The sequence below is a fragment of the Thermoflexibacter ruber genome, from assembly GCF_900113045.1.
GTDB classification, from domain to species: domain Bacteria; phylum Bacteroidota; class Bacteroidia; order Cytophagales; family Thermoflexibacteraceae; genus Thermoflexibacter; species Thermoflexibacter ruber.
Map to the genome: position 1 here is coordinate 174,150 of NZ_FONY01000005.1, position 24,204 is coordinate 198,353.

Annotated in this window: 26 protein-coding genes; 12 read left to right on the forward strand and 14 right to left on the reverse strand. The window is 37.8% G+C overall.

What is annotated here, in order from left to right; genetic code table 11:
* Positions 1-157 precede the first annotated feature (157 nt).
* A complete protein-coding gene (locus tag BM141_RS04415) occupies positions 158-1,021 on the forward strand; it encodes an AraC family transcriptional regulator (RefSeq protein ID WP_091540682.1) in 864 nt (287 codons plus the stop codon).
* A 16-nt stretch (positions 1,022-1,037) separates the two neighbouring features.
* Here the strand turns inward: BM141_RS04415 and BM141_RS04420 are convergent, their stop codons facing one another.
* Positions 1,038-2,186 carry a cytochrome-c peroxidase gene (locus BM141_RS04420; protein ID WP_245763976.1) on the reverse strand — a complete coding sequence of 383 codons (1,149 nt, stop codon included), beginning with the start codon at positions 2,184-2,186 and terminating at the stop codon, positions 1,038-1,040.
* Positions 2,187-2,593: 407 nt separating this feature from the next.
* Here BM141_RS04420 and BM141_RS04425 point away from each other — a divergent pair, with 407 nt between their 5' ends.
* The 5 genes from BM141_RS04425 to BM141_RS04445 all read left to right on the forward strand — a co-directional run bounded on the left by BM141_RS04425 (position 2,594) and on the right by BM141_RS04445 (position 7,865).
* Positions 2,594-2,872, forward strand: a complete 279-nt coding sequence (locus tag BM141_RS04425; protein ID WP_091540685.1) for a co-chaperone GroES — start codon at positions 2,594-2,596, stop codon at positions 2,870-2,872.
* Between the two features lie 166 nt (positions 2,873-3,038).
* Positions 3,039-4,664 (forward strand): chaperonin GroEL, encoded by a 1,626-nt coding sequence (groL, locus tag BM141_RS04430; protein ID WP_091540689.1) that lies wholly within the window; start codon positions 3,039-3,041, stop codon positions 4,662-4,664.
* Positions 4,665-4,814: 150 nt separating this feature from the next.
* Positions 4,815-5,318, forward strand: a complete 504-nt coding sequence (locus BM141_RS04435) for a PepSY domain-containing protein (protein WP_262509449.1) — start codon at positions 4,815-4,817, stop codon at positions 5,316-5,318.
* A gap of 134 nt (positions 5,319-5,452) precedes the next feature.
* Entirely contained in the window at positions 5,453-6,346 is an 894-nt protein-coding gene (locus BM141_RS04440) for a Ppx/GppA phosphatase family protein (protein ID WP_091540697.1), read from the forward strand.
* Positions 6,347-6,533: 187 nt separating this feature from the next.
* Positions 6,534-7,865 (forward strand): saccharopine dehydrogenase C-terminal domain-containing protein, encoded by a 1,332-nt coding sequence (locus BM141_RS04445; protein WP_091540701.1) that lies wholly within the window; start codon positions 6,534-6,536, stop codon positions 7,863-7,865.
* A gap of 5 nt (positions 7,866-7,870) precedes the next feature.
* On the opposite strand, the gene uxuA is transcribed toward BM141_RS04445, so the two are convergent.
* The 3 genes from uxuA to BM141_RS04460 form a co-directional block, all read right to left on the reverse strand.
* Positions 7,871-9,037, reverse strand: a complete 1,167-nt coding sequence (gene uxuA / locus BM141_RS04450) for a mannonate dehydratase (RefSeq protein ID WP_091540704.1) — start codon at positions 9,035-9,037, stop codon at positions 7,871-7,873.
* Between the two features lie 60 nt (positions 9,038-9,097).
* Positions 9,098-9,892 carry a GPP34 family phosphoprotein gene (locus tag BM141_RS04455; RefSeq protein WP_091540708.1) on the reverse strand — a complete coding sequence of 265 codons (795 nt, stop codon included), beginning with the start codon at positions 9,890-9,892 and terminating at the stop codon, positions 9,098-9,100.
* A gap of 164 nt (positions 9,893-10,056) precedes the next feature.
* Complete coding sequence (locus tag BM141_RS04460) at positions 10,057-10,869, reverse strand: zinc ribbon domain-containing protein (RefSeq protein WP_091540713.1); 813 nt, start codon at positions 10,867-10,869, stop codon at positions 10,057-10,059.
* A gap of 918 nt (positions 10,870-11,787) precedes the next feature.
* Here BM141_RS04460 and BM141_RS04465 point away from each other — a divergent pair.
* The 4 genes from BM141_RS04465 to BM141_RS23525 all read left to right on the forward strand — a co-directional run bounded on the left by BM141_RS04465 (position 11,788) and on the right by BM141_RS23525 (position 13,476).
* The gene (locus BM141_RS04465) at positions 11,788-12,000 is read left to right on the forward strand and encodes a CfrBI family restriction endonuclease (protein ID WP_091540716.1); all 213 of its coding nucleotides are present in this window, start codon (positions 11,788-11,790) and stop codon (positions 11,998-12,000) included.
* Positions 11,955-12,305, forward strand: coding sequence for a hypothetical protein (locus BM141_RS04470; protein WP_221407625.1), 351 nt, complete (start codon positions 11,955-11,957; stop codon positions 12,303-12,305). Before BM141_RS04465 ends, BM141_RS04470 begins: the two co-directional genes overlap by 46 nt.
* Positions 12,306-12,542: 237 nt before the next feature.
* Complete coding sequence (locus BM141_RS23520) at positions 12,543-12,941, forward strand: hypothetical protein (RefSeq protein WP_245763978.1); 399 nt, start codon at positions 12,543-12,545, stop codon at positions 12,939-12,941.
* On the forward strand, positions 12,934-13,476 hold the full coding sequence (locus BM141_RS23525; protein WP_245763979.1) for a nucleoside hydrolase: 543 nt from the start codon (positions 12,934-12,936) through the stop codon (positions 13,474-13,476). The genes BM141_RS23520 and BM141_RS23525 overlap by 8 nt, the downstream gene beginning before the upstream one ends.
* Positions 13,477-13,592: 116 nt before the next feature.
* On the opposite strand, the gene BM141_RS04480 is transcribed toward BM141_RS23525, so the two are convergent.
* The 10 genes from BM141_RS04480 to BM141_RS04525 form a co-directional block, all read right to left on the reverse strand.
* A complete protein-coding gene (locus tag BM141_RS04480; RefSeq protein WP_091540723.1) occupies positions 13,593-14,204 on the reverse strand; it encodes an alpha/beta hydrolase in 612 nt (203 codons plus the stop codon).
* 3 nt (positions 14,205-14,207) lie between these two features.
* Complete coding sequence (locus BM141_RS04485) at positions 14,208-15,164, reverse strand: ring-cleaving dioxygenase (RefSeq protein ID WP_091540726.1); 957 nt, start codon at positions 15,162-15,164, stop codon at positions 14,208-14,210.
* A gap of 48 nt (positions 15,165-15,212) precedes the next feature.
* Entirely contained in the window at positions 15,213-15,914 is a 702-nt protein-coding gene (locus BM141_RS04490) for an SDR family oxidoreductase (protein WP_091540728.1), read from the reverse strand.
* Entirely contained in the window at positions 15,914-16,216 is a 303-nt protein-coding gene (locus BM141_RS04495) for a phosphoribosylpyrophosphate synthetase (RefSeq protein ID WP_091540731.1), read from the reverse strand. The genes BM141_RS04490 and BM141_RS04495 overlap by 1 nt, the downstream gene beginning before the upstream one ends.
* A gap of 15 nt (positions 16,217-16,231) precedes the next feature.
* Positions 16,232-16,705 (reverse strand): Dps family protein, encoded by a 474-nt coding sequence (locus BM141_RS04500; protein WP_091540734.1) that lies wholly within the window; start codon positions 16,703-16,705, stop codon positions 16,232-16,234.
* A 24-nt stretch (positions 16,706-16,729) separates the two neighbouring features.
* Complete coding sequence (locus tag BM141_RS04505) at positions 16,730-18,118, reverse strand: alginate export family protein (RefSeq protein ID WP_091540737.1); 1,389 nt, start codon at positions 18,116-18,118, stop codon at positions 16,730-16,732.
* Between the two features lie 20 nt (positions 18,119-18,138).
* The gene (locus BM141_RS04510) at positions 18,139-18,582 is read right to left on the reverse strand and encodes a DMT family transporter (RefSeq protein WP_091540785.1); all 444 of its coding nucleotides are present in this window, start codon (positions 18,580-18,582) and stop codon (positions 18,139-18,141) included.
* 4 nt (positions 18,583-18,586) lie between these two features.
* Complete coding sequence (locus BM141_RS04515; protein ID WP_091540741.1) at positions 18,587-20,404, reverse strand: amidohydrolase; 1,818 nt, start codon at positions 20,402-20,404, stop codon at positions 18,587-18,589.
* Positions 20,405-20,498: 94 nt separating this feature from the next.
* Positions 20,499-21,206 carry a hydrolase gene (locus tag BM141_RS04520; protein WP_091540788.1) on the reverse strand — a complete coding sequence of 236 codons (708 nt, stop codon included), beginning with the start codon at positions 21,204-21,206 and terminating at the stop codon, positions 20,499-20,501.
* Between the two features lie 127 nt (positions 21,207-21,333).
* On the reverse strand, positions 21,334-22,254 hold the full coding sequence (locus BM141_RS04525; RefSeq protein ID WP_091540744.1) for a helix-turn-helix domain-containing protein: 921 nt from the start codon (positions 22,252-22,254) through the stop codon (positions 21,334-21,336).
* A gap of 952 nt (positions 22,255-23,206) precedes the next feature.
* Here BM141_RS04525 and BM141_RS04535 point away from each other — a divergent pair.
* Both BM141_RS04535 and BM141_RS04540 read left to right on the forward strand, forming a co-directional pair.
* Positions 23,207-23,788, forward strand: coding sequence for an RNA polymerase sigma-70 factor (locus tag BM141_RS04535; protein ID WP_091540750.1), 582 nt, complete (start codon positions 23,207-23,209; stop codon positions 23,786-23,788).
* Between the two features lie 66 nt (positions 23,789-23,854).
* Positions 23,855-24,204 (forward strand): IS1 family transposase (locus BM141_RS04540; RefSeq protein WP_143090798.1); only part of this gene is annotated, 350 nt, incomplete at its 3' end.

Genomic DNA, 24,204 nt, shown 5'->3' on the forward strand with positions numbered 1-24,204 from the left:
CAAATTTTGTCATTATTTTACATTTATGTAATTTTGGAACAATATTAGAATAAAACTAAATACAGAAATATGTCTATCTTTGCTAATTATGACTGTATTTTGACTATATAGATTGTTTTTATCAAGCAAAGAAGCAAAATAAGTAGAAAAATAATGTATGAAAGCCTTAATCAAGAAATCGGTAGATAGCCCTGTGCATTCTTTTATGGTGCGGGAATTGATAGAGCCACAGTTTGACCCTACTTGGCACTTTCACCCGCATTATCAGCTATTTACTGTTTTAGATGGCAATGGTACTCGCTTTGTAGGGGACAATATTAGGCTATTTATGCCCGAGGATACTGTTTTTTTAGGTCCTAATATTCCCCATGTTTGGCGTAGCGACCATTCAGAAAAGAATCATGCTCATGGAATTGTGGTTTACTTTACTGAGGATTTTTTAGGAAAAGATTTTTTTGAAAAACCCGAGATGTACTTGATTAAACAACTTTTTGCTAATAGTCAACGTGGTTTGGAAATTATAGGAGATACGCGTATTTCACTGCAAAAAAGTCTGATGGAACTGGTCAAGCTAAGTGGCTTTGATAGTATCCTAAAATTACTTAGCATTTTAAACGATTTATCCCATTCTACTGAGTATAAATACATTACTACCCCCAATTACGTCAATTCACATAAAATTTCAGAAACAGAACGTATGCAAAAAGTGCATGAGTACGTAATGCAACATTTTAAAGAAGAGATTAGTTTAAGTGAGTTAGCTTCTTTGATTTGCATGAGCGAATCTGCTTTTTGCCGTTATTTTAAAAGTAGAACCAATAAGACCTTTTCCGATTTTGTAAGCGAAGTGCGTATTGGTTATGCTTGCAAATTACTCATGGACAACAAGTTAAGTGTTACACAAATTGCCTTAGAAAGTGGGTTCAATACCATATCTAATTTTAACCGCCAATTTAAAAATCTCATGGGTAAGTCCCCTCTCCAATATCAAAAGGAGTTTTTATCACAGGTAATGTTCTAACAAGTAAAGAGCAAAGCTACTGAAAAGGATTAGCAAATTTTGGGTTTTTGATAAACTCCTCATCGGTAAGCATTTGTAAGAATGCCAAAATTGCTTGTTTTTCTTGTGGAGTTAAAAAAAGTTTGACAGTATTAGGTGGCAAAAACTGTTCATTGCTTGCCTCGATGATAAGCGGGTCAAGCGTTTGACTCATCTTAATATGTTGGTCGTAGTGTTCCAACACCTGTTCTAAGGTATTAAATCTACCATCGTGCATATAGGGTGCAGTCAAAGCAATATTTCTCAAAGTTGGTGCTTTGAATTTGCCTCTATCATTAGGATTGCCTGTTACTGCTTGTAAGCCAATATTTAAGGTAGCATCTGTATCTAATCCGTTGTTATGAAAACCTCTGAATCCATTGCGATCTCCTGCCGTAGTAATTTGCAAATGACAGTCGCCACAATTGCCTCCACGCAAATTGGTTTGAGGGACAGGGTGGGTAAAAAACAAATCCATGCCCTTCAGTTCCAAGTCTGTGGGAGTGTATTCTCCTCGCAAATATTTGTCATACTTTGAGTTAGCAGAAATAAGTGTTCTCTCAAATTGGGCTATTGCTTTGGCTATATTTTGGGCAGTAATTTTTTCACTGCCAAAAACTAATTTGAACTTAGGTGGATAGATAGAGGTTTCTTGCAGTTTTTTTACCGCCTGCTCAAGGCTTTGATGCAATTCTATGGGGTCTTGGATAGGTGCCAAGGCTTGTTCTTCTAAGCTACTTGCTCTCCCGTTCCAAAAAAAGCGATTTACCCAAAGTAAATTTGCCAAAGACATAGAATTCTTGCTACCCACAATTCCCTGAATACCAGTACTAAATCTTGTATTATCACTAAACGCTTTTTCCTGTTTGTGGCAAGAAGCGCAAGACATTGTATTATTACCTGAGAGCTTTTTTTCATAAAATAACATTCTCCCTAACTCTACTCCTTGTATAGTCAAAGGATTATCCTCTGGAATATTCACACGCTCGCTAAACATAGCAGGGATTTTCAAAGGATAAGACTGAGGCGCATTTACATTCCAAATCTCCTCTTCCTTGGTAGGCGTTACCTGCTCACTATTGTTACAAGCAGTCATCATACTTGTAAATAGCAGAATGGTAAGAATCGCCGTATTTATTTTCATCATATTCTTTTGCCTAATTTAGCACTTGGGTAAATAAGTAAAATAAAAGTGATTTGTATAAGATTACGAATACTTGCTTTTCAAATACTTACAATCGCATAAATTTGATTTTATGTCTAATTGAAAACGCAAAAATAAAGCAAATGGTTGAGGGGTGCTTGGTTAATTTTTATGAGTAAAGCCTGCAAAAATGTCATATTTTTAATTTTTTTAACAATAAAACTGACAAAGCATTTATAAAAAATGCCAAAAATGCGCATAAAATAGGCTTAGAAAGGCTTAAAAACGGTATGGCATACTAAATGCTAAAACAAAAGCGGAAGTTTAAAGTTTATTCAACAAAACTTACATAGTTTTGCATCTTAGAAAAAGTTTATTTTTTAAAATCTTCATTATTTTATCTTAAAATCATGTCAAACATCAACATTAAACCTTTGGCTGACAGAGTTCTGGTAGAACCTGCGCCAGCAGAAGAGAAAACCGCATCTGGTTTGTTCATTCCTGATACAGCGAAAGAAAAACCCCAAAAAGGCGTGGTAGTCGCTGTTGGAACAGGGAAAAAAGATGAACCTTTAACTGTAAAGGTGAACGATACTGTGCTTTATGGCAAGTATGCTGGCACTGAAATTACAGTAGATGGCAAAGAGTACCTCATCATGCGCGAATCAGACATCTTCGCAATCCTCTAATCTTGTTTTGTTAGAAATTGTTTGAATTAGATGAAGTAAAAGTTTGAAGTTATTAATGTTTATCTCAAAACAATTTTAAACAGGATTCAAACAACATCAAACAAAACCAGAAACAATCAAACTATTCAAACCATATTTGTTAAACATTTAAAACTCATAAAATAAAATGGCAAAGAAAATTGTATTCGATACAGACGCAAGAGATAGATTGAAAAAAGGCGTTGATACTTTGGCTGACGCTGTGAAAGTTACCTTAGGTCCAAAAGGTCGTAACGTTATCCTTGACAAGAAATTTGGCTCTCCTGCGGTAACAAAAGACGGTATCACTGTAGCAAAGGAAATCGAATTGAAAGACGCTATCGAGAACATGGGAGCGCAATTAGTAAAAGAAGTTGCCTCTAAGACAGCTGATAGCGCAGGGGACGGTACAACTACTGCAACTGTATTGGCACAAGCTATTTTCGCCAACGGTATTAAAAACGTAGCGGCAGGCGCAAACCCAATGGATTTGAAGCGTGGTATTGACAAGGCGGTTGCGGCTGTCGTAGAAAACCTCAAAAAACAATCTAAACCTATTTCTAATTCAAGTGAAATTGCTCAAGTAGCTACTATTTCTGCCAATAGCGACGAGGAAATCGGTAACATGATTTCTAATGCTATGGAAAAAGTAGGTAGAGACGGGGTAATCACTGTAGAAGAAGCAAGAGGTACTGAAACCGAAGTAAAAACAGTAGAAGGTATGCAATTTGACAGAGGCTATCTTTCTCCTTACTTCGTTACTAATACCGAAAAAATGGAAGCTGAGTTAGAAAACGCTTTCATCTTAATCTACGACAAAAAAATCTCTTCTATGAAAGAGTTGTTGCCTATTCTCGAGGCAGCAGCACAAACAGGTAAGCCTTTGTTAATTATTGCTGAAGATGTGGACGGCGAAGCATTGGCAACCTTAGTAGTAAACAAAATTAGAGGTGCATTAAGAGTAGCTGCCGTAAAAGCCCCAGGTTTTGGCGATAGAAGAAAAGCTATGTTAGAAGACATTGCTATCTTAACAGGTGGTACTGTTATCTCTGAAGAAAGAGGTTACAAGTTAGAAAATGCTACCTTACACTATCTTGGTAAAGCTGAGAAAATCATCATTGACAAGGATAATACCACTATTGTAAATGGTGCAGGTAAGCCAGAAGAAATACAAGGTCGCATCAATCAAATCAAAGCACAAATCGATGTAACTACTTCTGACTACGACAAAGAAAAATTACAAGAGCGTTTGGCTAAACTTTCTGGTGGAGTAGCTATCCTTTACATTGGCGCAGCTACCGAGGTAGAGATGAAAGAAAAGAAAGACAGAGTAGATGACGCTTTGCACGCTACAAGAGCTGCAGTTCAAGAAGGTATCGTAGCAGGTGGTGGTGTGGCTCTCATCAGAGCAATCTCTGCCCTTGATAATGTGAAAGTAGCTAACGAAGACCAAGCTACAGGCGTAAATATTATCAGAATGGCTTTGGAAGCTCCATTGAGAACAATCGTTGCAAATGCAGGTGGTGAAGGCTCCGTAGTAGTACAAAAAGTAAAAGAAGGCAAAGACGACTTCGGTTACAATGCTCGCGATGACAAATACGAAAACATGTTTGCGGCAGGTATCATTGACCCAACCAAAGTAACTCGCTTAGCATTGGAAAATGCGGCTTCTATTGCAGGTTTATTGCTTACTACTGAGTGTGTAGTAGCTGATGAGCCAGAAGAAAAAGCAGCTCCCGCTATGCCACAAGGCGGAATGGGCGGAATGATGTAAGCCTAATAGAGATTTTTTAATATAGAAAAAGTCCTTCTCTTTCGTAGAGAAGGACTTTTTTATTTAGTTTTAAAATGTGAAATAATAAAAGATTTTATCCTGAGCGAAAAAACAAGTAAAATAGCACAAATTACACGCACCTATCGCAAACTGCACAAATGGATAGCCGTGCCTCTTTTTTTATTTATGTTTTTAATGGGAGTTACAGGTTTGCTTCTTGATTGGAAAAAGCAAGTGGGAATCTTACCCAAAACAGAAAAAGGGGAAAGTAGCCAAAGTAACGAGTGGATTAAAATAGATAGTATTCAGCAAGTAGCGATAGATTACGTACAGAACGAATTAAAAAAATCTATAAAAATAGATAGAATAGACATTCGCCCTCAAAAAGGCATTGCTAAAATTATTTTTGTAGAACATTTTACCGAGCTGCAAATAGACTGCAAAACGGGAAAAATATTGGCAGTAAATCAGCGAAACTCTGACATTATCGAGAAAATACATGACGGTTCTATCATCGATTTTTGGGTGCAAACCGATAATGATGCTTTCAAATTGTTCTATACTACAACGCTTTCATTAGGGCTTATCTTGCTCTCCATCAGTGGATTTTGGCTTTGGTATAACCCCATTCGTATTAGGAATGCCAAAAAATAATACTTGCAGCAGTATGAATTAAAGCAAAAAAGTTTGCAATATCACTTTGAAAAGGATAGTTTTGTTGCAGAGTTTTTAACATTTTTTGTAAATTATTGAAAACAAAGTTGCTAACCTAAAATTACTTACCACTCTTGAAACTTGCAGTAATTGATATTGGTTCTAATGCTATTCGCTTCCAAGTCAGTAGTGCCACCGACTACCAAGGCGAATACGTTTTTAAAAAAATAGAATATGTGCGTTTCCCTTTGCGCTTAGGGCATGATGTATTCAACTACAATGAAATTGGGGCAGAAAGCGAAGCAAAGTTCATCAAACTCATGCACGCCTATAAGTTATTAATAGAGCTTTATGAGGTAGATGACTATATGATTTGTGCTACCTCAGCGATGCGAGAGGCAAAAAATGCAGATAAAATAGTTCGCAAAGTGTACGACACCTTAGGCTTGAAAATAGAAATCATAGAAGGAGAAAAAGAAGCCGAAATTATCTCGCAGGCAATCGTGAAGCACTTAGACGATAGAAATTTTTTACACATTGACGTAGGCGGCGGAAGTACAGAGCTAAACCTGTACGTAGATAGGCAGAAAGTAGCCATGCACTCCTTCAAAATGGGGTCTGTGAGAAGATTGGAGAATACAAAAAACACTAACTGGAAGGAAATAGAGGATTGGATAAATAGCAAACAGCGATTTATCAAAGGTGAACTCATTGCAGTAGGTACGGGTGGAAACATCAATAAAATTTTTGAGTTTGTAAGAGTAAAAGATGGGAATATGATTACCCTTTCAGAAATAGAACGCACTAAGCGTTTGTTAGCTTCTTACTCGCTTACAGAGATGAAAATGGAACTCAAACTCAATGACGACCGCGCCGATGTCATTATTCCTGCTACAGAAATCTACTTAGAGGTAATGAAAATCGCAGGCGCAAAAAAAATGTTAGTTCCTGATGTAGGTTTGAAAGATGGCATGCTTAAACTGCTCTTAGAAAGACAGTTAGCAAAGAAAAATGGGAAAGAGAAATAAAGGCTTCTGATTCTGCTTTTTTAAGGCAAGATTTCGCCCCTACCGAGCTTTTCAAGAGGAGGGGAATGCGTATTTTCTACTAAGATTCCACTCCTTAGGCGTTCAAAACAGCCTTTTGGTATTTTTCCAAAAATGGCTTGCTATTTTCTAAACATACTCTTACACTGATTAACTTTATAATAAAGAAATGAAAAAAATTTTACTTATTGGGGCGGGACGTTCTTCTTACAGCCTTATTCAGTATCTTCTAAATTGTGCTATGCGAGAAGATTGGGAACTTATCGTAGGAGATATGAATTTAGTGTTGGCACAGGAAAAAGTGAAAAATCACCCCAAGGGAAAAGCTATACAATTTGACATCAATCAAGCTGAAATAGCTGACAAAGAGATTGCAGAGGCAGAGGTAGTAATTTCCCTTTTACCTCCCTTTTTGCACTCAAAAGTAGCGCAGGCATGTTTAAAGTTTCATAAGCATTTGATTACCGCCTCTTATGTTTCTCCTGAAATCAAAGCCATGAATAGTGAAGCCAAAAGTAAAGGCTTATTATTTCTCAATGAGATAGGACTTGACCCTGGCATAGACCACCTTTCTGCCATGCAAATTATAGATAGGTTAAAGGCTGAGGAAGCAAAAATCAGTGCTTTCCGCTCTTACACTGGTGGCTTGGTTGCTCCAGAATATGATAATAATCCTTGGCACTATAAGTTTACTTGGAATCCTCGCAATGTAGTTTTGGCAGGACAAGGCACTGCCAAATACATCATCAATGGTCAGTACAAGTATGTGCCTTATCATCGCTTATTTAGTCATTTAGAGCAAGTTAGCATCACAGGTCATGGAGAGTTTGAAGGCTATCCCAACCGAGATTCGCTTACCTATAGAGAAGTTTATGGCATTGCTCATATTCCTACTTTGCTAAGAGGAACACTGCGAAGTAAAGGTTTTTGTCAAAGTTGGAATGTCTTTGTACAATTAGGCATGACTGATGACAGCTATGTAATAGAGAATAGCGAAAATATGACTTATCGTGAGTTTACTAATTCGTTTTTGCAATACAGCAAGACATATTTGGTAGAGGAAAAGTTAGCAATGTTATTGGGGGTAACTCCTAATCACGAGTTGATAAAAAAGATAGAATGGCTTGGCTTATTGGGACATGAACGAATCGGTCTGCCACAAGCTACTCCCGCCCAAATTCTACAGCATTTATTGGAAAAAAAATGGAAATTGGAAGCAGACGACAAGGATATGATAGTCATGCAGCACATCTTTGAATACGAAACCTTGCAAGGCGAGAAAAAGAAACTGTTTTCTTCTTTGGTAGTAAAAGGTGAAAACAAACAGGAAACAGCTATGGCAAAAACAGTGGGGCTACCTTTGGGTATCGCTACAAAGCTACTATTACACGGAAAAATATCGCTTAGAGGAGTGCTAATCCCTGTTCAAGCAGAAATCTATGTTCCTGTTTTAGAAGAATTAGCACAGTTAGGTATTCAGTTTTCTGAAGAATATCAATAAGCATCTTAGATAGACTTGCTTATGCCCATTTCTAAGCCTCGCAACTCTGCCAAACCGCGCAAACGCCCTATGGCAGAGTACCCAGGATAAGTTGTCTTTTTCAAATCATCAAGCATTTGGTGACCGTGGTCTGGACGCATAGGAATAGAAACGCCTTTTTGACGCATGAGTAAAACGATTTCCTTCATTACGTTATACATATCTGCATCTCCTCCCAAGTGGTCAGCTTCGTAAAAATTACCTTCTTCATCTCTTTGAGTACTGCGAAGGTGAAGAAAATGAATATGCTTGCCTAAGCGTCTTATCATACCTACAAGGTCATTATCTGGTCTTGCCCCATAAGAACCCGTGCAAAAACATAACCCATTAGCTGGCGAGGGAGCGGCATTTAGTAGTTCTACGGCATCTTGTTCCGTACTTACTACTCTTGGCAAACCTAAAATAGGATAAGGAGGGTCATCTGGGTGGATTGCCATTTGTAAGCCGACTTCTTCTGCCACAGGAACGACTTGCTGAAGAAAATAAAAAAGATTGTCTTTCAATTTTTTAGCATCAATGCTTTCATAGGTTTTCAAAGCGGCTAAAATCTGCTCGGTAGTAAATCTCTCCTCGCTACCCGGTAAACCTAATAAAGCATTCTGAAAAAGGATTTCTTTCTGCTCCTCTGTCAAAGTTGCAAAACGGGTTTTAGCTTTAGCTATTTCTTCTGAGGTATAATCTTTTGCTGCATGAGGTCTTTTGAGTAAAAACAAATCAAAAGCTATGAAGGCGGACTTTTCAAAACGCAGGGCTTTGCTGCCATCGGGCAGGGTAAAGTGAATGTCTGTACGCATCCAATCCAAAATAGGCATAAAGTTATAAGTAACAACTTTCAAACCACACTGGGCTACATTTTTGAGGCTCTGCTTATAGTTTTCTATGTGTTTTTCGTAGTTTCCTGTATGTTTTTTGATGTCTTCGTGAACGGGCAGGCTTTCTATGACTGTCCAAGTCAAACCAGCGTCTTCTACTATTTTTTTTCGCTTTTGAATTTCCTCTACCGTCCAAATTTCTCCTACGGGAACATGATGTAGGGCAGTAACCACTCCTGTCGCTCCTGCTTGTCTGATGTCTTGAAGGCTGACAGGGTCACTCAGCCCAAACCAACGCATTGTTTGTTCTAAATTTGGCATATTAGTTTAAAGTTTGAATATAGTATTTGAATGAATATTTTAGTTTAATGTCAGATTTTCTTAATCTCCACCACCGTCTCCGCCTCCATCTCCGCCTCCGTCGCCTACGCCATCTACTGCATCGCCAATAGCCTCTATGGCTTCAGAAATAACATCTAAAGAATCCAATACGTCTTCCCATCTTTCTTGCCTTTGAACTTCCAATAGCAAATCTTGCAAGGTACGGATGATCTCTTCTTGCTCAAATAGTTGATTTAGTTTTTGTTCTAACTCTTTCTTTTCCAGTGCTGTTTTTTCTAAAAAAATATCTTTGGTAACTTTAAGTCCTTTGATAAGGCGAAGTAGCATCAAGTTTTGAATTTCAGGGCTTTTTGTACCTAAGATAGTTTGTAATAAGTCTTGCTTTAGAGATTGTAAAAGGGAGAGATTTTCTAAATATGTATGACTATATAGCTTAACTCCAAAGATTTTAGAGGGTTTTTTGTTTATAATTTTCTCACTGTCCAAATACTGCCTTGTCCCTTGCCGAATATTATATACATGAGCATTGAATACTTTTAACCAATTAGCAAGTGTTTTTTGATGGGTTTTGCCAAAAAGAATAATAAACCATTGCTTTTTTTCTATCTCCTCGAGGAGAGGAACTACCCAAGTTCTGTTCGCAGGGGCATTTTTATCTTCTACTAATTCTTTATCTTCTGCAAAAACAAGTCTTTTGGATAAAATTAGCTCAAAAAGCAAAGCTCCACACAATCCATAATTAAATTTTCCTGTGTAGTACCAATTGGAAAAAACTCGTTTACGACTATCAAAAGAAAGTAAGAAAAATAGTTCTGTCAAGGAAAGAGATGACATAGGTTAAAGTTTTATAAGTATTTGAGCAAAAATACACATATATCTTTTCTTGATAGAATTGGGAGTAACTAATTTTTTTATTTGATTTACTTAACTTTCTACATATAAAACCCTAAGCATCATCAAATACTTAGGGTTTCGTTTAGATTCTTTAAGAAATTGTACTATTCTTCTATCACTTTCACGGGATTATTCAACTCTGCTACTTTTTTGCGAAGGCTTGTTTTCTTTGTTTTTTCTTTTTCTACTACTACCACCTCCTCCACGTCTGCAAGTACCCTCCCACAATGTTCGCAAACAATAATTTTTTTCTTCTCTCTAATTTCTGCTTGGCGTTGAGGAGGCACCACATTGAAGCAACCACCGCAAGCATCTCTCTTTACTACCACTACTGCCAGTCCGTTTTGTGCATTTTCGCGAATTTTTGTATAGGACTTATAAAGGCGAGGCTCTATAGCTTTGGCTCGTTTTTCTCTCTCTTTCAACAACTTGTCTTCATCCTCCTCGCTCTCAGCCATGATAGTATCTAACTCTTTGCGTTTATTTTTGAGGTCTTTGTGTCGCTCAGCCAAAATATTTTCTGTTTCCTCTATGGCTTCTTCTTTTTTCTCAATTTTGGCGAGTGTTTCCTTGATTTTCTTTTTAGCTAATTGTATTTCAAGGTCTTGTAGTTCTATTTCTTTAGCAATAGCCTCAAACTCACGGTTATTTTTTACATTGTTTTGTTGTTGCTGATACTTTTCTATGAGCCGCTCTGCTTCTTTGATTTCTATTTTATGCTTAGAGATAGCTTCGTTAAGTACATTCAATTCTTCCTTAAACTTGCCAATTCTCGTTTCGTAACCTGCGATTTCATCTTCTAAGTCTTGTACCTCAACGGGTAAATCGCCACGTACTTTTCTGATTTCATCTAATTTAGAGTCAATGTTTTGGAGTTTTAAAAGAGCTTCTAATTTTTTTGCGACTGTATTTTCCATAGAATAGAGCGGTGTCTTTTGCTTGCAACTATTTGTTTATGTGTTACTTAAACTTTAATAATTTTATTAGCCCATCTTTACTAACAAAGATTATGGCTTTTAAAACTTGCAAAGTTAAAAAACATTTTTCCAAAAAATAAGCTAATCTAAACATTTATCTTTGAAATTTTTGTAAAAAAACCAGTTGGAAAGGCAAAACTTTTATAAGTGATGCCACAAATAAGACATAGCGAGTTGATTGATATTTTAAGAACCCAAAACCAAGAACAAAAAAGTCCAAAAAAATCGTAACTTGCACCCATAAAAAGGAGTGAGAATGCTAACAAAAGAACTGGTAATAGAACTAAAAAACAAAAGTAACGGAGATTTAGCCCATCTAATTGATAAGCAAAAGGATATGGGAGTATTGCATTTATTTTAGAAAATTTCGGCTTCTTGCCAAAAAATTTTAATGGAAGTTTTTTAGTAGATTTACTCAAACACGATATTGCGAAAATTTTGTAGGGACAATCAAGGGAATTTTGTTACTTTCCAATGAAATTATGAATGGGTTAAAAATTTTATTTCCCAAAGGTGATTTTTCTGTCCAAATAGAAGATTTGCAATGCAAGCAAATCCATTTTGTGCATTCAGGTTTGTGTTTGACAATAACGGAAAAATTGTGGGTAATTTGATTGATTATATTTAAAATAAACCCCTTAGGGCTGTAATCTTTGTAGTATCGTTGTTTTGCCAAAATTTCACGCCTACGGCGTTTTTTATCATAAAATCAATAATTTTCTACAAAGATACCAAGCCTAAAGGCTTTTAAAATACAATTTTTGTAACAAGCCCGTCAGGGCTGTAATCTTGGTAGCAAAAAATATCAATCATCAACAAAAAACGCCGTAGGCGTAAAATAATTTAAACAAAAAGAAAATGACTTTAACTGAACAAGTAACGAAAAGTATCATTTTACGTCTGATAAAAGGGCAAGACTACCGCATAGAAGTTGTGGCACTTATCAACGCCCAATTTTTGCAGTTTGCTATGGACTTTTTTGAAAAAATCGTACAGGCAAAATTGCGAAACAAAGACGTGATGGATTGGTACAAAAAGGAGTTTCTAAATCCTGCGTTTTTCGTGGCGTGAGTGTAGAACTGAACATAAACGAAAGCCTAATCGTCATCAATACCTTAGCAGTAAAGCGTGCCGCTTTGCGTAGTGGCTTATGGAGTACGACAGGTAAAAAAGTTGAAAAACCACTTATGCAAACCTTATGTATGCTTTTTGATGTACCGACAGAAAACTGTGCCATTCATTTGAAAGGTGCAAAAGCTAAGCAAGAAGATGACTTAGACTTTGAACGAGAAATTGACTTTTACCTCATAAGCAACGGACAGAACCACAAATGCGAAGTTTGGATATTCCGTACAACAAATTTTCAGGCGACATAGACAAGAAATTGGCAGAAATATTTGCGTTAATATTCTGAAAATGAGTGTGATAAAAAACAAAAACATTAGCCAACATTGCATTTGTAGCAAGGCGGGTTAATTTGTACTTTCTATAAACTTTGTGCGTAGAGCAAGGGAAGTGCCACTAAACCAGCTCTGCACAAATACATTTGCGATATGCACACTACCTCATAAAAATGTAACTTTGTACTTGCATCACAAAAATTAACTATGAACATGAAAAACACTCTTTTATCTTTTTTTTGCTTATACTTTTTATCAACTATGCTATTAGCCCAAAGCAAGCAAAAAGTATGGTTAGATGCGGATACGGGCAATGAGATAGACGACCTCTATGCCATAGCTCGCTTGGTCAAAGAACAAAGTATAGACCTTGTTGGGTTGAGTGCTGCACATTTTAACAATGCTGATTTATTGGTCTTTGAAAAATGGAATGGGTATGAAAGCAAGGGACTAAATACAGTACAAGAAAGCCAAAAACTTAATGAGCAGATTTTAAAGGCATTAGGCAGATTAGATATTCCTCACCCAATAAATAGGAGCAGACCGACAAATTGGCAGGGCATGGGGACAAGAGGACCCGCGAGATTCTCCTGCAGCACGGGCAATGATTAATGCTACAAAAGTACTTCCACAAGGAGAAAAACTCGACATTATTACCATAGGGGCTATGACCAACCTTGCAGCGGCGGTAATGATTGCACCTGAGATTTTGCCTAAAATTCGTTGCTTTGTGTTAGGAGCAAAGTACAATCCTAAGACAAAGATATGGAACAAAAGCGAATTTAATATTCGCAATGATTTAAACGCATTTGACTATCTTCTTAATAAAGAAGGTTTAGACTTAACAGTGATGCCTTTGGAGGCGGCCTTCCCGCTACAATTTGATAGACAGGAAACCTACCAACGCTTAGATGAAAGCAAGGAAATAGAAAAAATATTAGCAGATAGGTGGAAAGAACACAACCCCCAAGATAAAACTCGCATTATGTGGGACTTAGCTTTGGTGGAAGCCTATCTCCATCCACAATGGTCGCAGATAAAAAAAGCTAAAACCCCTCCTGAAAACAAACAAAGAACAATAAAAGTATATGTAAAAATCGACGCAAAAGCCTGTGCAGAAGATTTTTGGAAGGCATTGCAAAGGTGAAAAATTAGCTTTTAAAATACAATTATCCTCTTGTACAATTATCCTCTTGGCAAAGTTTGAAACTTTGCCAAAAGAATAAAACTTTATTTGCTGAGTTGGAAAATTAGACTTATATTTTAAAACATCAGCTTTTTTACCAACTCCACTGCTTGATTAATAATCGTATGTGGCATATTGGGATATACTTGCAAGTGTACTTCTGCTCCTAAACCTTCCATGATTTTTTTTGAATCTTCGGAACGGCTGAGCGGCACATGAGGGTCTATATCGCTATTCACTATGACAGCCTTAGTCCCTTTAAAATCACCTTGATAGCGTTCAGCCAATAACTTATCACCAATTAGCCCCCCTATGAAAGCTGCAATGCCTGCATATTTTTGAGCAAAGCGACTGCTTACTTCCAAAGTCAAACACGCTCCTTGTGAAAAACCCATGAGGTAAATGTGTTCCGCAGGAATGTATTGACTTGTTTCGTCTATCAGTCTTTTGACTACCTCCACCGCACTACTTAGCCAAGGCTCATTTTGGCTTTCTTTTGTCATGAAACTATAAGGATACCAAGTGTAGTTAGTTGCTTGGGGAGCGGCAATATAAAAACGCTCATCAGCAAAAAAATCTGATAAAGTTAAAATATCTTGTGCTAATGCGCCCCGCCCATGCAAAAGAATCAATGCCTTAGTAGCATTGGGCAAGTTTTTTCCTTTGGTATAGATTTGATACTGGTGCATAGCTTAATCCATAAATTTTTCTATATTGAGAGTAATTTCTTTTAAGCCTTTTTCTATTTCAGGTCTGTGAGGCTCTTCCCAAAGTGGCAGTTTGAGGGCTTCGCCTAATTTTTCCTTTGGCTCGTCGTAGGTAAAACCGATGTCGCTGGTAGCTACCTCGAAAAGCACACCACCCGGTTCTCTAAAATAAATAGAATGAAAATACTGCCTATCCATGACAGGCGTTACATTGTAGCCTACACTGAGCAGATTTTCTCTTACCTCTAACTGCACTTTGTCATCTGGAGTCGCAAAAGCCAAGTGATGCACAGTACCGCTACCTCCCAAGCCTCTTAGTGCATCGGGGGTGCAGTTTATATCTACAAAATCTCCCGCCTTGCCCGAAGCCGAGAAGCGAAACACATTGCCTTTCTCCGCAACAAGTTGGTGATTCATCTTACCAATGAGTAGCCCTGCGGTACGCTCGTACCCCTCCTCTGCCAAAGTTACTCCATAAAAACCCTTTACTGCATACTCCAAAGGAATCTGTCCATAGGAAAAACCAGCCCTCTCGTCCATGTCATTGGCAACTAACTCCACACCCAATCCATCATTATCTTCAAAATAGATAAAAACCTCCTTATCAAATCTTTCTTGGGGGGTAGTATGCGGAATACCAAATTTTTTTAATCTTTTTATCCAATAGTCTAAGGCATTCATTGGAATAGAAAAAGAGGTAATGGTAAGCTGTCCCTTGCCTTTCCTGCCCCTGCTCAAACCCTGATAGGGGAAGAAGGTCATAATAGTACCCGGGTCTCCTGTTTCATTGCCGTAGTAGAGATGATAGACATCAGGGGCATCAAAGTTGATGGTTTTTTTCACCATTCTTAGCCCCAAAATCCCTGCATAAAAGTTCAAATTTGCCTGAGCATCAGAGGACAATGCTGTTACGTGATGTAAGCCTGTGATTTTGTGGTTCATATTTTGTAATATTTTAGTTATCTCAATTAAGTCAATTTTTATACATTATTAGCCTTTACTTAGCAAGTAATGTATGATTTTTTCTTGAAAACCGTTTTGCATTTCCTTTATCATATAGTCGCCTATTTCTTCTGGGAAATACCAATTGGGTTGCCCATGCCCATGCTTTAACCTATCTCTGGTCTTCATAGGTCCTAAGATTAATTCATAAACTTTGATACCTGTCCTGTTTACCTCTTGGGCAAGAGTCTGAATCAAAGACTTTTGTGCGGCAGCAGTCATTGCCACAGGACCCGCCATAGGATAGGACTCATCTGCGCTGAAGCCGTTGATATGAAAATAATAGCCCTCTTGTGGATTAAGCAAAGGAATCAGCGTTTTAATAGCCAAAAAATGGGAAGTAAGGTTGTCGTTTAAAATCCTATTCCAATGCTCCATAGGATAGCTATAAATCGGAAAACCTTGATGCCACCCCCCCAAAGAGGCTACGCCAATATCTATTTGCTTAAACTCTTTCTGAAGAAACGAAGCAAGCTCTTTAGCACTATCTTCCTCAGTAACAGTTCCTATTTTGATTAATAGTTTTCCGGATAAATCTTTGCCCACATATTCTTGCAGGCGTTCTGTTTTATGAGGACTACGAGTAGGTACTACTACGGCTGCCCCAGCCTGCAAAAGAGCCTTGACGATTCCCTCGCCTACTCCACCTGTACCTCCTAAAACAACAGCTACTTTATCAGTTAAATTCATTAGATTTGAGTTTGTTTAAGTTTTGTAATCATTTCGTTGGTCAGTGGCTCGGCATATACCCCAAAGGCATTCACCAGCACACCTTTCAGTTTGTATTTTTCTGAAGAAATTGCATAAAGAATGGCCTCATCAGAAGGATTACTGTCGCCCTCAAACCTAAAAATTTTATCCACCTGAAATTCATCATGAAATATTTGATATTGTCCATTTATACACTCCAAACAGTCTTTTTTGAGGTTAAAATCTTCGGTGTAGCCTTCCTTGCGAAGTTGGTCAAGTATTTCTACCAGTGTATTTTCCATGATTTTATGTATTTTTTATTTTAAATGCGACCTTAGCATCCATGCCATTTTTTCGTGGCTTTCCATGAGTCCTGTGATAAAATCGCTTGTACCAAGGTCATGGTAATCATTAGCAAATCGGTTGATGTTTTCCCTAAGATAAATAATAATGCTTTGGTGGTCTTGCAGAAGTTCTCTAATAAACCCCTCACTATCGTTTTTCTCCCTTGCCTGCTCGGTGAGGTGAGTAAGTTGGAGATAGTTTTTAAGAGTAGCAGGGGCATAATGCCCAAGGGAACGAATACGCTCTGCCACATCGTCTATAATTTCGTCCAATGCTTCGTATTGGTCTTCGAAAAACTTATGAACCGAATAAAAATCCTTACCCTCTACGTTCCAATGCGCATTTCGAGTTTTGGTATAAAGCACAAACTCATCTGCCAAAATTTTTGCAAGTATTTGGGTTACTGCTTGCAAATTTTCTGCACTAATGCCAATTTTTGTTTCCATAAATAAAGTTTTAGAGTTGGGTTATTAATACTTGAACTGCATAGTAACTGCTCCGAATAGCACATCTTTCCCACTGCTTACCTCTTTGAGGTAGTTCCCTGCGGAAAACCATGTAACTTCGGGGACTATGCTAAAATGCCGATTAGGGGTGTACTCCAGACTTATCCCTAATTGCTTACCTATATATGCCTCTTTGCTCTCCCTATCGCCATAAATCAACACTACATTAGGTCCGTAAATGCCATCTTGCAGGCTATATCTCCAAAAAACATCGTAATCTATCCCAAAGACAAGTTTAGGAGTAATATTTATCTCGATAGAAGGGTGCAAATCCACCAAGTTAGCAGGACCTATCAAAGCCGCTAATCCAAAATATGCTCCTCTGGGGAAAAGTGGATTAAAGGTGTTTAGCCTTTGGTCATCTTTTTGTCTATCCCCACTGATAAATTCCGTTTTTAAGCCAAAAGTAGGCGAGAGTTTACACATTTTAGGGGAGTAGGTTACATTTGCCGAAGCGGTGTAAGCCCTGATAGCCTGCTCCCCCCAACTGCCCAACTGATACAAGGCTTCGAGGTCGTAAGTCCATTGCTGCCCCTTGTGCCAAATCCTTGTCCCAAAAGAGTGTCTCAGTTCTTCCCCAGCCACTCCATTAAATTGTATGATTCTGTTGTAGTTACCGATATAATACAAATCCACATTGCTTACGATAGGCACTTTTCTTCTTACAACATAGAGACTCCACACTTTTCTGTCGGTAGTGCTATTATCGTCAAAGATATTGGCTTTGTTTATCACTGGTTGAGCATAAAACACGTCCATTTGCCATATCTCATTTTTGTAAAATAGTTTTACCGCATCAAAACTTTGTCGGTTGTTGGGTCCTTCCCTAACGGATATGAGGCGTTGCGAACTGTATAACAATTCTTGCCTACCTACCCTAAAAGTCAATTTGGCACTGCTCTGAAGAGAAAAATACACATCTAAAAATGCTTGGTGCAAGTCCAATCGGGTTTCATCTATGCCTCTATTAGGTGTAACTCTGCCGTTAGCAAAAGTACTGCTTAATTGACCAAAAAAGCGAATATAGCTACTCCAATGCCAGTCGGTATGATAGAGAAAACGGGTATAAAAAGAGGTGTAGTCCACGGGCGCATCACCCCAGTCTTCATTCTTGAAGTATTGCATCAGATAGCGGACTTCTCCCCCTTGCGAAACAAACTTTGATTTATCTTTATTCAAAGGATTGAATTTTAGGTCTTTATACCAATTTGGTAAAGAATCTTTTGCTAAAAAACGATAATCCTCGTCGTATCGCAAGCCCAGAAATTTATTTATTTCTTGGGCAAAAGCAAAACTTGAACTAAGATAATATAAAATATTAATAATGAAAATATAATAGATGCACCTATTCATATTTCAAGTTTTACTTCAGGTTAAAATTTTCTGATTAGCACTACCCCTGCTATAATTAGTACAATGCCAAGTAAACGATAAAGATTAATGCTATGAGCCATAGGAACTAAAATTTTAAAATGGTCTAAGAGCAAAGAGATAGTTAGCTGCCCTGCCACAATCAGCCCAAAAGTGAGAGCTGCTCCCAGCTTAGGAAAAGCCAACACTACGGAGGTTACATAAATAGCTCCTAATACGCCTGCTATCCAAGTAACTTGGGGAACATCTTTAAAACTTTGCCATGCCAAACCTTGCTTTGTAATGGCTACATAAATCAGCATTGCCAATGTACCTACAAAAAAAGAAATCAGTACAGCCCAAGACGGGCTTGCGAGGGCTTTTCCCATTAGGTTATTTAGTCCTGCTTGCACAGGGAGCATAGCTCCTGCGGCAAATACCAGAACAATCCAAAAGATTTTTTCCATGTTTTTATTTTTTTTGATATCCTCCATAAAAATTGATAGGTGACCATGCAGGGGTGGCTTTAGGAAGCAAGGGAGCAAACTGAGCAAATTGGTCTTTCCCGTACACTACTTTCCCCCCTATTACGGTCATCAATGCCTCGATTTCCAATATTTTTTCTTCACTTACTTTAAAATAATCATCAGTAAGTATTACAAAATCAGCCATATAGCCTACTTGTAGTCTTCCTCTATCACCATCTAAGTTTATCAGCTTGGCACTACCTACGGTGTAAAGCTCCAAAGCGGTTTTTCTATCCAGAAGGTTATCGTCTGCCAGATGCTTTAAGCCTCCTATGGTTTTGCCCGTAGTGAGCCAGTAAAGCCCTATCCAAGGGTTATAAGAGCTTACGCGCGTGCCGTCTGACCCCATGCCTACCCTAATGCCTAAGTCCAACATTTTCTTGATAGGTGGGGCGTATTCTGCGGCTTTTTTCCCATAGCGTTTGATGAAACTCTCTCCTTGGAAAGCCATACGGTGCTGAATAGCAATGCCGCCACCTAACGCCTTGATACGCATCAAGTTTTCCTCTGAAACGGTCTCAGCATGGTCGAAAAACCAAAGCAAGCCGTTTAAGGGTGTTTCTTTATTTACTTCTTCTATCACGTTCAGAAATCTTGTAATGCTTTCATTATAGGTAGCATGAAGGCGGAAAGCCCATCGGTTTTTCACCAAAACACCTATTACCTCTTTGAGTTGCCTTTCCATAGCGGGTGATAGCTCTGGTCTTGGCTTATCAAAATTCTCAAAGTCTGCGGCACTTGCTACCAAGTTTTCACCACCTCCTTGCACGTAATACTCTAATTTTTTCCTGCCAAAAAACTGCGTTTTGCTATTGCTTGCTTCATGCTCATCGCAGTTTTTTCCTATTTCTACAGTGCGAATCCACTGGGAATAATCTTCGAGTTCCTTACCTGCTTTTTGGGCAAAAAGATAAAAAGGTATTCTTAGCGTCAGCTCGTTAGTTTGGCAAAGTTTGTCGGTAATGCCGTAGTCATCGGGATAGTTTTGAAAACCTCCGCCTGCGTCCATAACTGCTGTAATGCCCAGTCGGTTTAGCTCTGCCATATAGAGCTTAGTAGAGTTTAGCTTTTCCTCATCAGAAAGCTCAGGTAGTCGCGCCAAAGTAGAGTACAAAATAAAAGCGTTGGGGTCAGCCACCAGCAAGCCCGTAGGCTGTCCTTTGATGTCTTTTTCTATCCAGCCACCGTTGGGGTTGGGCGTATTTTCATCAATATTGAGTTTTCTCAAACCTGCTTTATTCAGGTAAGCGTGTCCATAGAGGTACAAAATAAAGGTAGGCACATTGCCGGTTGCCTCATTGATTTCCTCTAAGGTTGGCAGCCTTTTTTCCTCAAACTGATAGGCATTCCAACCACCCACCACACGCACCCACTGCCCTTCGGGAGTGCGGCTTGCTTGTTCTCTGAGTATTTCTAAGGCACGCTTAAGGGAGCGTACACCGTCCCAGCGCAGTTCGCTGTTGTAGAACCTGCCCCCTCTGATAACGTGTAAGTGTGAGTCAAAAATACCCGGAATAATCGCCCTGCCACCTGCATCTATCACTCTTGTTTTTTTGTCTTTCAACTTCAGAATACTTTGGTTATCTCCTACTTGCACAATAATTCCGTTGGCTACGGCTATCGCTTGGGCAGTAGGCTGCTGTGCGTGGAGCGTATAGATAGTAGCATTATGCACAATTAGGTCGGGTACTATCTTCCCCTTCTGTGCCTGTCCGCTACCGAACCAGCACAGGAAAAAAATAAAAAATAAAGAATATTTCATTGTAAAAGGGTTAGGAATAGATATTTTAAAAAATCAGGTTTGGAAGCAAAACCTATAAGGCTTTCAAGACATTATAGGCTTACCTACTCATCACTTACTTCTTTCCTTCCTGTGCGTTAAACATATCTTTGGCGTACTCTATACCTGCGCCATACGCCCCGCCATACTTTTTCATGAGCGAGTTAATTGCATCATAGGTTTGGCTTCTTGCCCAGTCCCTTTGCAGCTCGAGAGCATATTGGATAGAGGTCATGGGTTGCGCCCCTGCTTGTATCATACGTTGGATAGCCATAAGATGAGCCTCGCTGCTCACCCCACCGCAAGCATCGGTAATCACATATACGTCGTAGCCATCGGAAATAGCACTCAGTACAGGACCTACAATACATACCTCTGTCCAAAGCCCTGCAAAAACAAGTTTCTTTTTCCCCTTACTTACAATGGCTTTGTGGGCATTAACATCTTCCCAAGTATTCATAGTAGTACGGTCTATGGCATTTTGGGCAGCTTCAGGGTAAAACTCTAAAATTTCTCTGAATAGAGGTCCTGAAAAGGTGTTACGGGCAACGGTAGTAATTACAGTAGGCACATTAAAAATTTTGCTTGAGCCTGTTACTACGGCTACATTGTTTCGAAGCTCTACATTAGAAATACTCGTAGTAGCAAAAGCCATTTGGCTTTGGTGGTCTATGAGTACCAAAGCGTGATTGGTAGGGTCAAGTAGTCTTGCTCCCGGTTTCTGAGCGTACAAAATAGAGATAGAAATAATAAAAGTAAAGGCGATAAAAAATAGCTTTTTCATGTTTTCGTTTTTTTTGCGTAAATAATTTTTTAACACATTAAAAACCCATGCTTTTGGCTATTGGTTATGTAGAAAATTCAGTAGAAATTGTAAATAGTTCGGTATTATATAAAATCAGGAAAATATATTACTTTTTGAAGTCTGAACGATGCAGATTCCTGTACTCCAAAGGAGAAAGACTAGTCGCTTTCTTAAAAAAATTGGCAAAGTGTGATTGGTCAGTAAAATGATAAGCTGTTGCAATGTCGCTAATGGGATAATCAGTGTGTTTCAGTAAAGTTTTGACTTCCAAGATAATCTGCTCATTGATTAGTTCCTTGGGCGACTGATTGGTAACATCACTAACGACCTCAATAAGGTACTTCGGGGAGATATGGAGCATATCGGCATAGTCTGTTACACTTTTTGAAGTTCTCAAATTATTCTGTATCAATTTTTTAAACTGATAAGTAATTTCTGCCTTTCGCGAGGAAAAGAGTTTTTCGTCAATTTCTTTACTTATCTTACACAAGCGCTCTATTTTGTAAAAAAGAATATGAATATAAAGCTCTATCACAGGCAAAGATTGCGGGAAATCATTAGTATATTCGTGTAAAATCTTTTCATAAATTCCGCTTAGTTCATCATAGATGTCTTTGGTAATTAAGGTAAAAGACTCAGTAGTAGGGTCGAGCAAGGTAAATTCTTTTTTTGCATTCGGATTGTCTTGCTTGATAGAAAGGAAACTCTCCTTGAACATAAGGACGTAACCCTGCCAGTTGGGGTCGCTCTCAAACTGAATCAGCTGACCCGGTTTAAAAAATACTAAGGCACACTGCTCGTCAAGTTGATGTACAGTATCATAAATACTCATACTGAATTTGGCATTTCGCATCAGCCCTATTTGGTAAAAAGAAGTGCGGAACAGAGGCATATTTTTTATCACTTGCTTTCCAATATCCTCGAATCTAAATATATGGATTTCGCTGTGGGCAGAGCGTACCAGCCCATTAGCGGCATGGTGAAACTCGTTGAACTCAGTAAATTTGTGGATAGAGCTAAAAGGCATAGTAAAATAATAACATCATAGATGTAAAGTGTACTCAGAGCTAAAAATAGCTCAAAGATAGTTTTATAAATTTAAGATTTATAAAAATTGCCCTTAGGATGCTTGAGAAAAGTTTTAATTTTGGCACTTTAGTATTGGAGTATCCTAAAATTCTTTAATTGTGTCAGGCTTTTATAAACCATACTGGAGAGTATATATCGCTTGATAACTTTCCAAACTTGTTCAGCTGCATACAGTTTAGGGCTATAAGGTAGAATTTTAGCTAAGAAAATACACTCCTGATAGTCTTGTTTCAAAAACTCTTTGACCTCTTTACTGCTATTATGTATTTTGCTATGTCCCAAATAACGAGTAATTTTTTGTTATCAAAAAAGTTAATAACTCCCCCAAAAACCTACTACCCTTTCGCCCGTAAAAGTATAAAGATGAGTTTGAAAATATAAATCTCCCTACTTGCTAATGGCACTCATAGCTAATAAATGAGCATAGCGACAAATTTGTTTAAGCATAAGTTTACACACTTCTTTTGCCAAAATTTTCCCATTTTGCCTAATAAGCGGAAAGCAGTTTCATTTACATAGAGTATTCTCGATTCTCCGCAGGCTATCAAGTTTTTTCTTACAAATATAAAACTTTAATGTATTTGTCTATATTTAGAACACAAGCCCGAAAATATAAACATACAATTTGCTTTTGAAGCCTACCAAGCAAGCATCAATTTTGAAGGAAACAGAATTATTTATACTCACCAAGTGAGCCTGAATAAAAATATTTTTCCCAAAGAAAAATACGAAGAGTGGCTTGAGTTTTACAAAGGAGTGGTAAAGGCAGATAAAATGAAAATAATCTTAGTGAGTAAGACGTAATAAATATCATCAAAAACAATTTTTGCTAAATAATAAAATTTACTTAGCTTTGTTTATGTTTGCCTTAACTATTGAGCATAAAACTCATGTCAAACAAAGACGTAGACATTGCCCTATTATTTCAAAAAGTTTCACAAGAAAACGACTATAAGGCTTTTGAAATGATATTCCATCATTTTTACTCGCCCTTATGCAACTTTGCAATTAAAATAGTCGGCAAACCAGAAGTTGCAGAAGAATTGGTCGCTGATGCTTTTTATAAAATATGGAAAAATCGCCAAAATATACACTTAACTCATACTTTCTCATCTTATTTATACACTTCAGTAAAAAATCATTGCTTAGATTACCTAAAGAAGCAAAATCCTATTTTCAAAGAAATTTCTACGGTTACCTCTTTCCTGCAAGAAGAAAATCCAGAAAAATTATTAATCCAACAAGAACTTATAGAAAAAATCGAGAAAGCCATAGAAACCTTACCAGACCAATGTAAAACAATTTTTCGCTTAAGTCGTGACAAAGAACTTAAATATCAAGAAATAGCAGACCTTTTACACATCTCCGTTAAAACTGTTGAAACCCAAATGGGTAGAGCTTTGAAATATTTAAGAAGTTCATTGAAAAATGAACTATTTGTGCTTATAGGTTGCATCTTAAATTTACTATAAAAACTGGTGGTGCTTCTAATTGTATGATAAGTTGAAAATAGGCAAAGAGGATTTAATTTTGTGATTATGTCTAAAGTAATCCAAAAGCTAAACTGCCCTGATTGCCATAGTGCGACAGTAGTAAAAAATGGTAAAAAGTCCAATGGACAGCAAAATTACAAGTGTCAATCTTGTGATAAACAGTTTCAAGATGAATATTTTTATAATGCTTGTAATCCTGAGATAAAAGAGTTGATGAAGCCTATGCTTTTACGTGGTAGTGGTGTGAGAGATATTTGTAATGTGCTCTTAGTCAGTATAAATGCTGTCTTGAGATTGATTTTAAAATGGGGAAAACAAGTACAAATCAAACCTCAAAAAAAGTATTATCAAAGAGTTCAAATTGATGAAGCATGGAGTTTTATAGGAAAAAAGGA

Coding starts and splice junctions, on each gene's coding strand:
- BM141_RS04415 (WP_091540682.1), top strand. CDS start 158: ATGAAAGCCTTAATCAAGAAATCGGTAGATAGCCCTGTGCATTCTTTT.
- BM141_RS04420 (WP_245763976.1), bottom strand. CDS start 2,186: ATGATGAAAATAAATACGGCGATTCTTACCATTCTGCTATTTACAAGT.
- BM141_RS04425 (WP_091540685.1), top strand. CDS start 2,594: ATGTCAAACATCAACATTAAACCTTTGGCTGACAGAGTTCTGGTAGAA.
- groL (WP_091540689.1), top strand. CDS start 3,039: ATGGCAAAGAAAATTGTATTCGATACAGACGCAAGAGATAGATTGAAA.
- BM141_RS04445 (WP_091540701.1), top strand. CDS start 6,534: ATGAAAAAAATTTTACTTATTGGGGCGGGACGTTCTTCTTACAGCCTT.
- uxuA (WP_091540704.1), bottom strand. CDS start 9,037: ATGCCAAATTTAGAACAAACAATGCGTTGGTTTGGGCTGAGTGACCCT.
- BM141_RS04455 (WP_091540708.1), bottom strand. CDS start 9,892: ATGTCATCTCTTTCCTTGACAGAACTATTTTTCTTACTTTCTTTTGAT.
- BM141_RS04460 (WP_091540713.1), bottom strand. CDS start 10,869: ATGGAAAATACAGTCGCAAAAAAATTAGAAGCTCTTTTAAAACTCCAA.
- BM141_RS04465 (WP_091540716.1), top strand. CDS start 11,788: ATGACTTTAACTGAACAAGTAACGAAAAGTATCATTTTACGTCTGATA.
- BM141_RS23520 (WP_245763978.1), top strand. CDS start 12,543: ATGAAAAACACTCTTTTATCTTTTTTTTGCTTATACTTTTTATCAACT.
- BM141_RS23525 (WP_245763979.1), top strand. CDS start 12,934: ATGATTAATGCTACAAAAGTACTTCCACAAGGAGAAAAACTCGACATT.
- BM141_RS04480 (WP_091540723.1), bottom strand. CDS start 14,204: ATGCACCAGTATCAAATCTATACCAAAGGAAAAAACTTGCCCAATGCT.
- BM141_RS04485 (WP_091540726.1), bottom strand. CDS start 15,164: ATGAACCACAAAATCACAGGCTTACATCACGTAACAGCATTGTCCTCT.
- BM141_RS04490 (WP_091540728.1), bottom strand. CDS start 15,914: ATGAATTTAACTGATAAAGTAGCTGTTGTTTTAGGAGGTACAGGTGGA.
- BM141_RS04495 (WP_091540731.1), bottom strand. CDS start 16,216: ATGGAAAATACACTGGTAGAAATACTTGACCAACTTCGCAAGGAAGGC.
- BM141_RS04500 (WP_091540734.1), bottom strand. CDS start 16,705: ATGGAAACAAAAATTGGCATTAGTGCAGAAAATTTGCAAGCAGTAACC.
- BM141_RS04505 (WP_091540737.1), bottom strand. CDS start 18,118: ATGAATAGGTGCATCTATTATATTTTCATTATTAATATTTTATATTAT.
- BM141_RS04510 (WP_091540785.1), bottom strand. CDS start 18,582: ATGGAAAAAATCTTTTGGATTGTTCTGGTATTTGCCGCAGGAGCTATG.
- BM141_RS04515 (WP_091540741.1), bottom strand. CDS start 20,404: ATGAAATATTCTTTATTTTTTATTTTTTTCCTGTGCTGGTTCGGTAGC.
- BM141_RS04520 (WP_091540788.1), bottom strand. CDS start 21,206: ATGAAAAAGCTATTTTTTATCGCCTTTACTTTTATTATTTCTATCTCT.
- BM141_RS04525 (WP_091540744.1), bottom strand. CDS start 22,254: ATGCCTTTTAGCTCTATCCACAAATTTACTGAGTTCAACGAGTTTCAC.
- BM141_RS04535 (WP_091540750.1), top strand. CDS start 23,207: ATGTCAAACAAAGACGTAGACATTGCCCTATTATTTCAAAAAGTTTCA.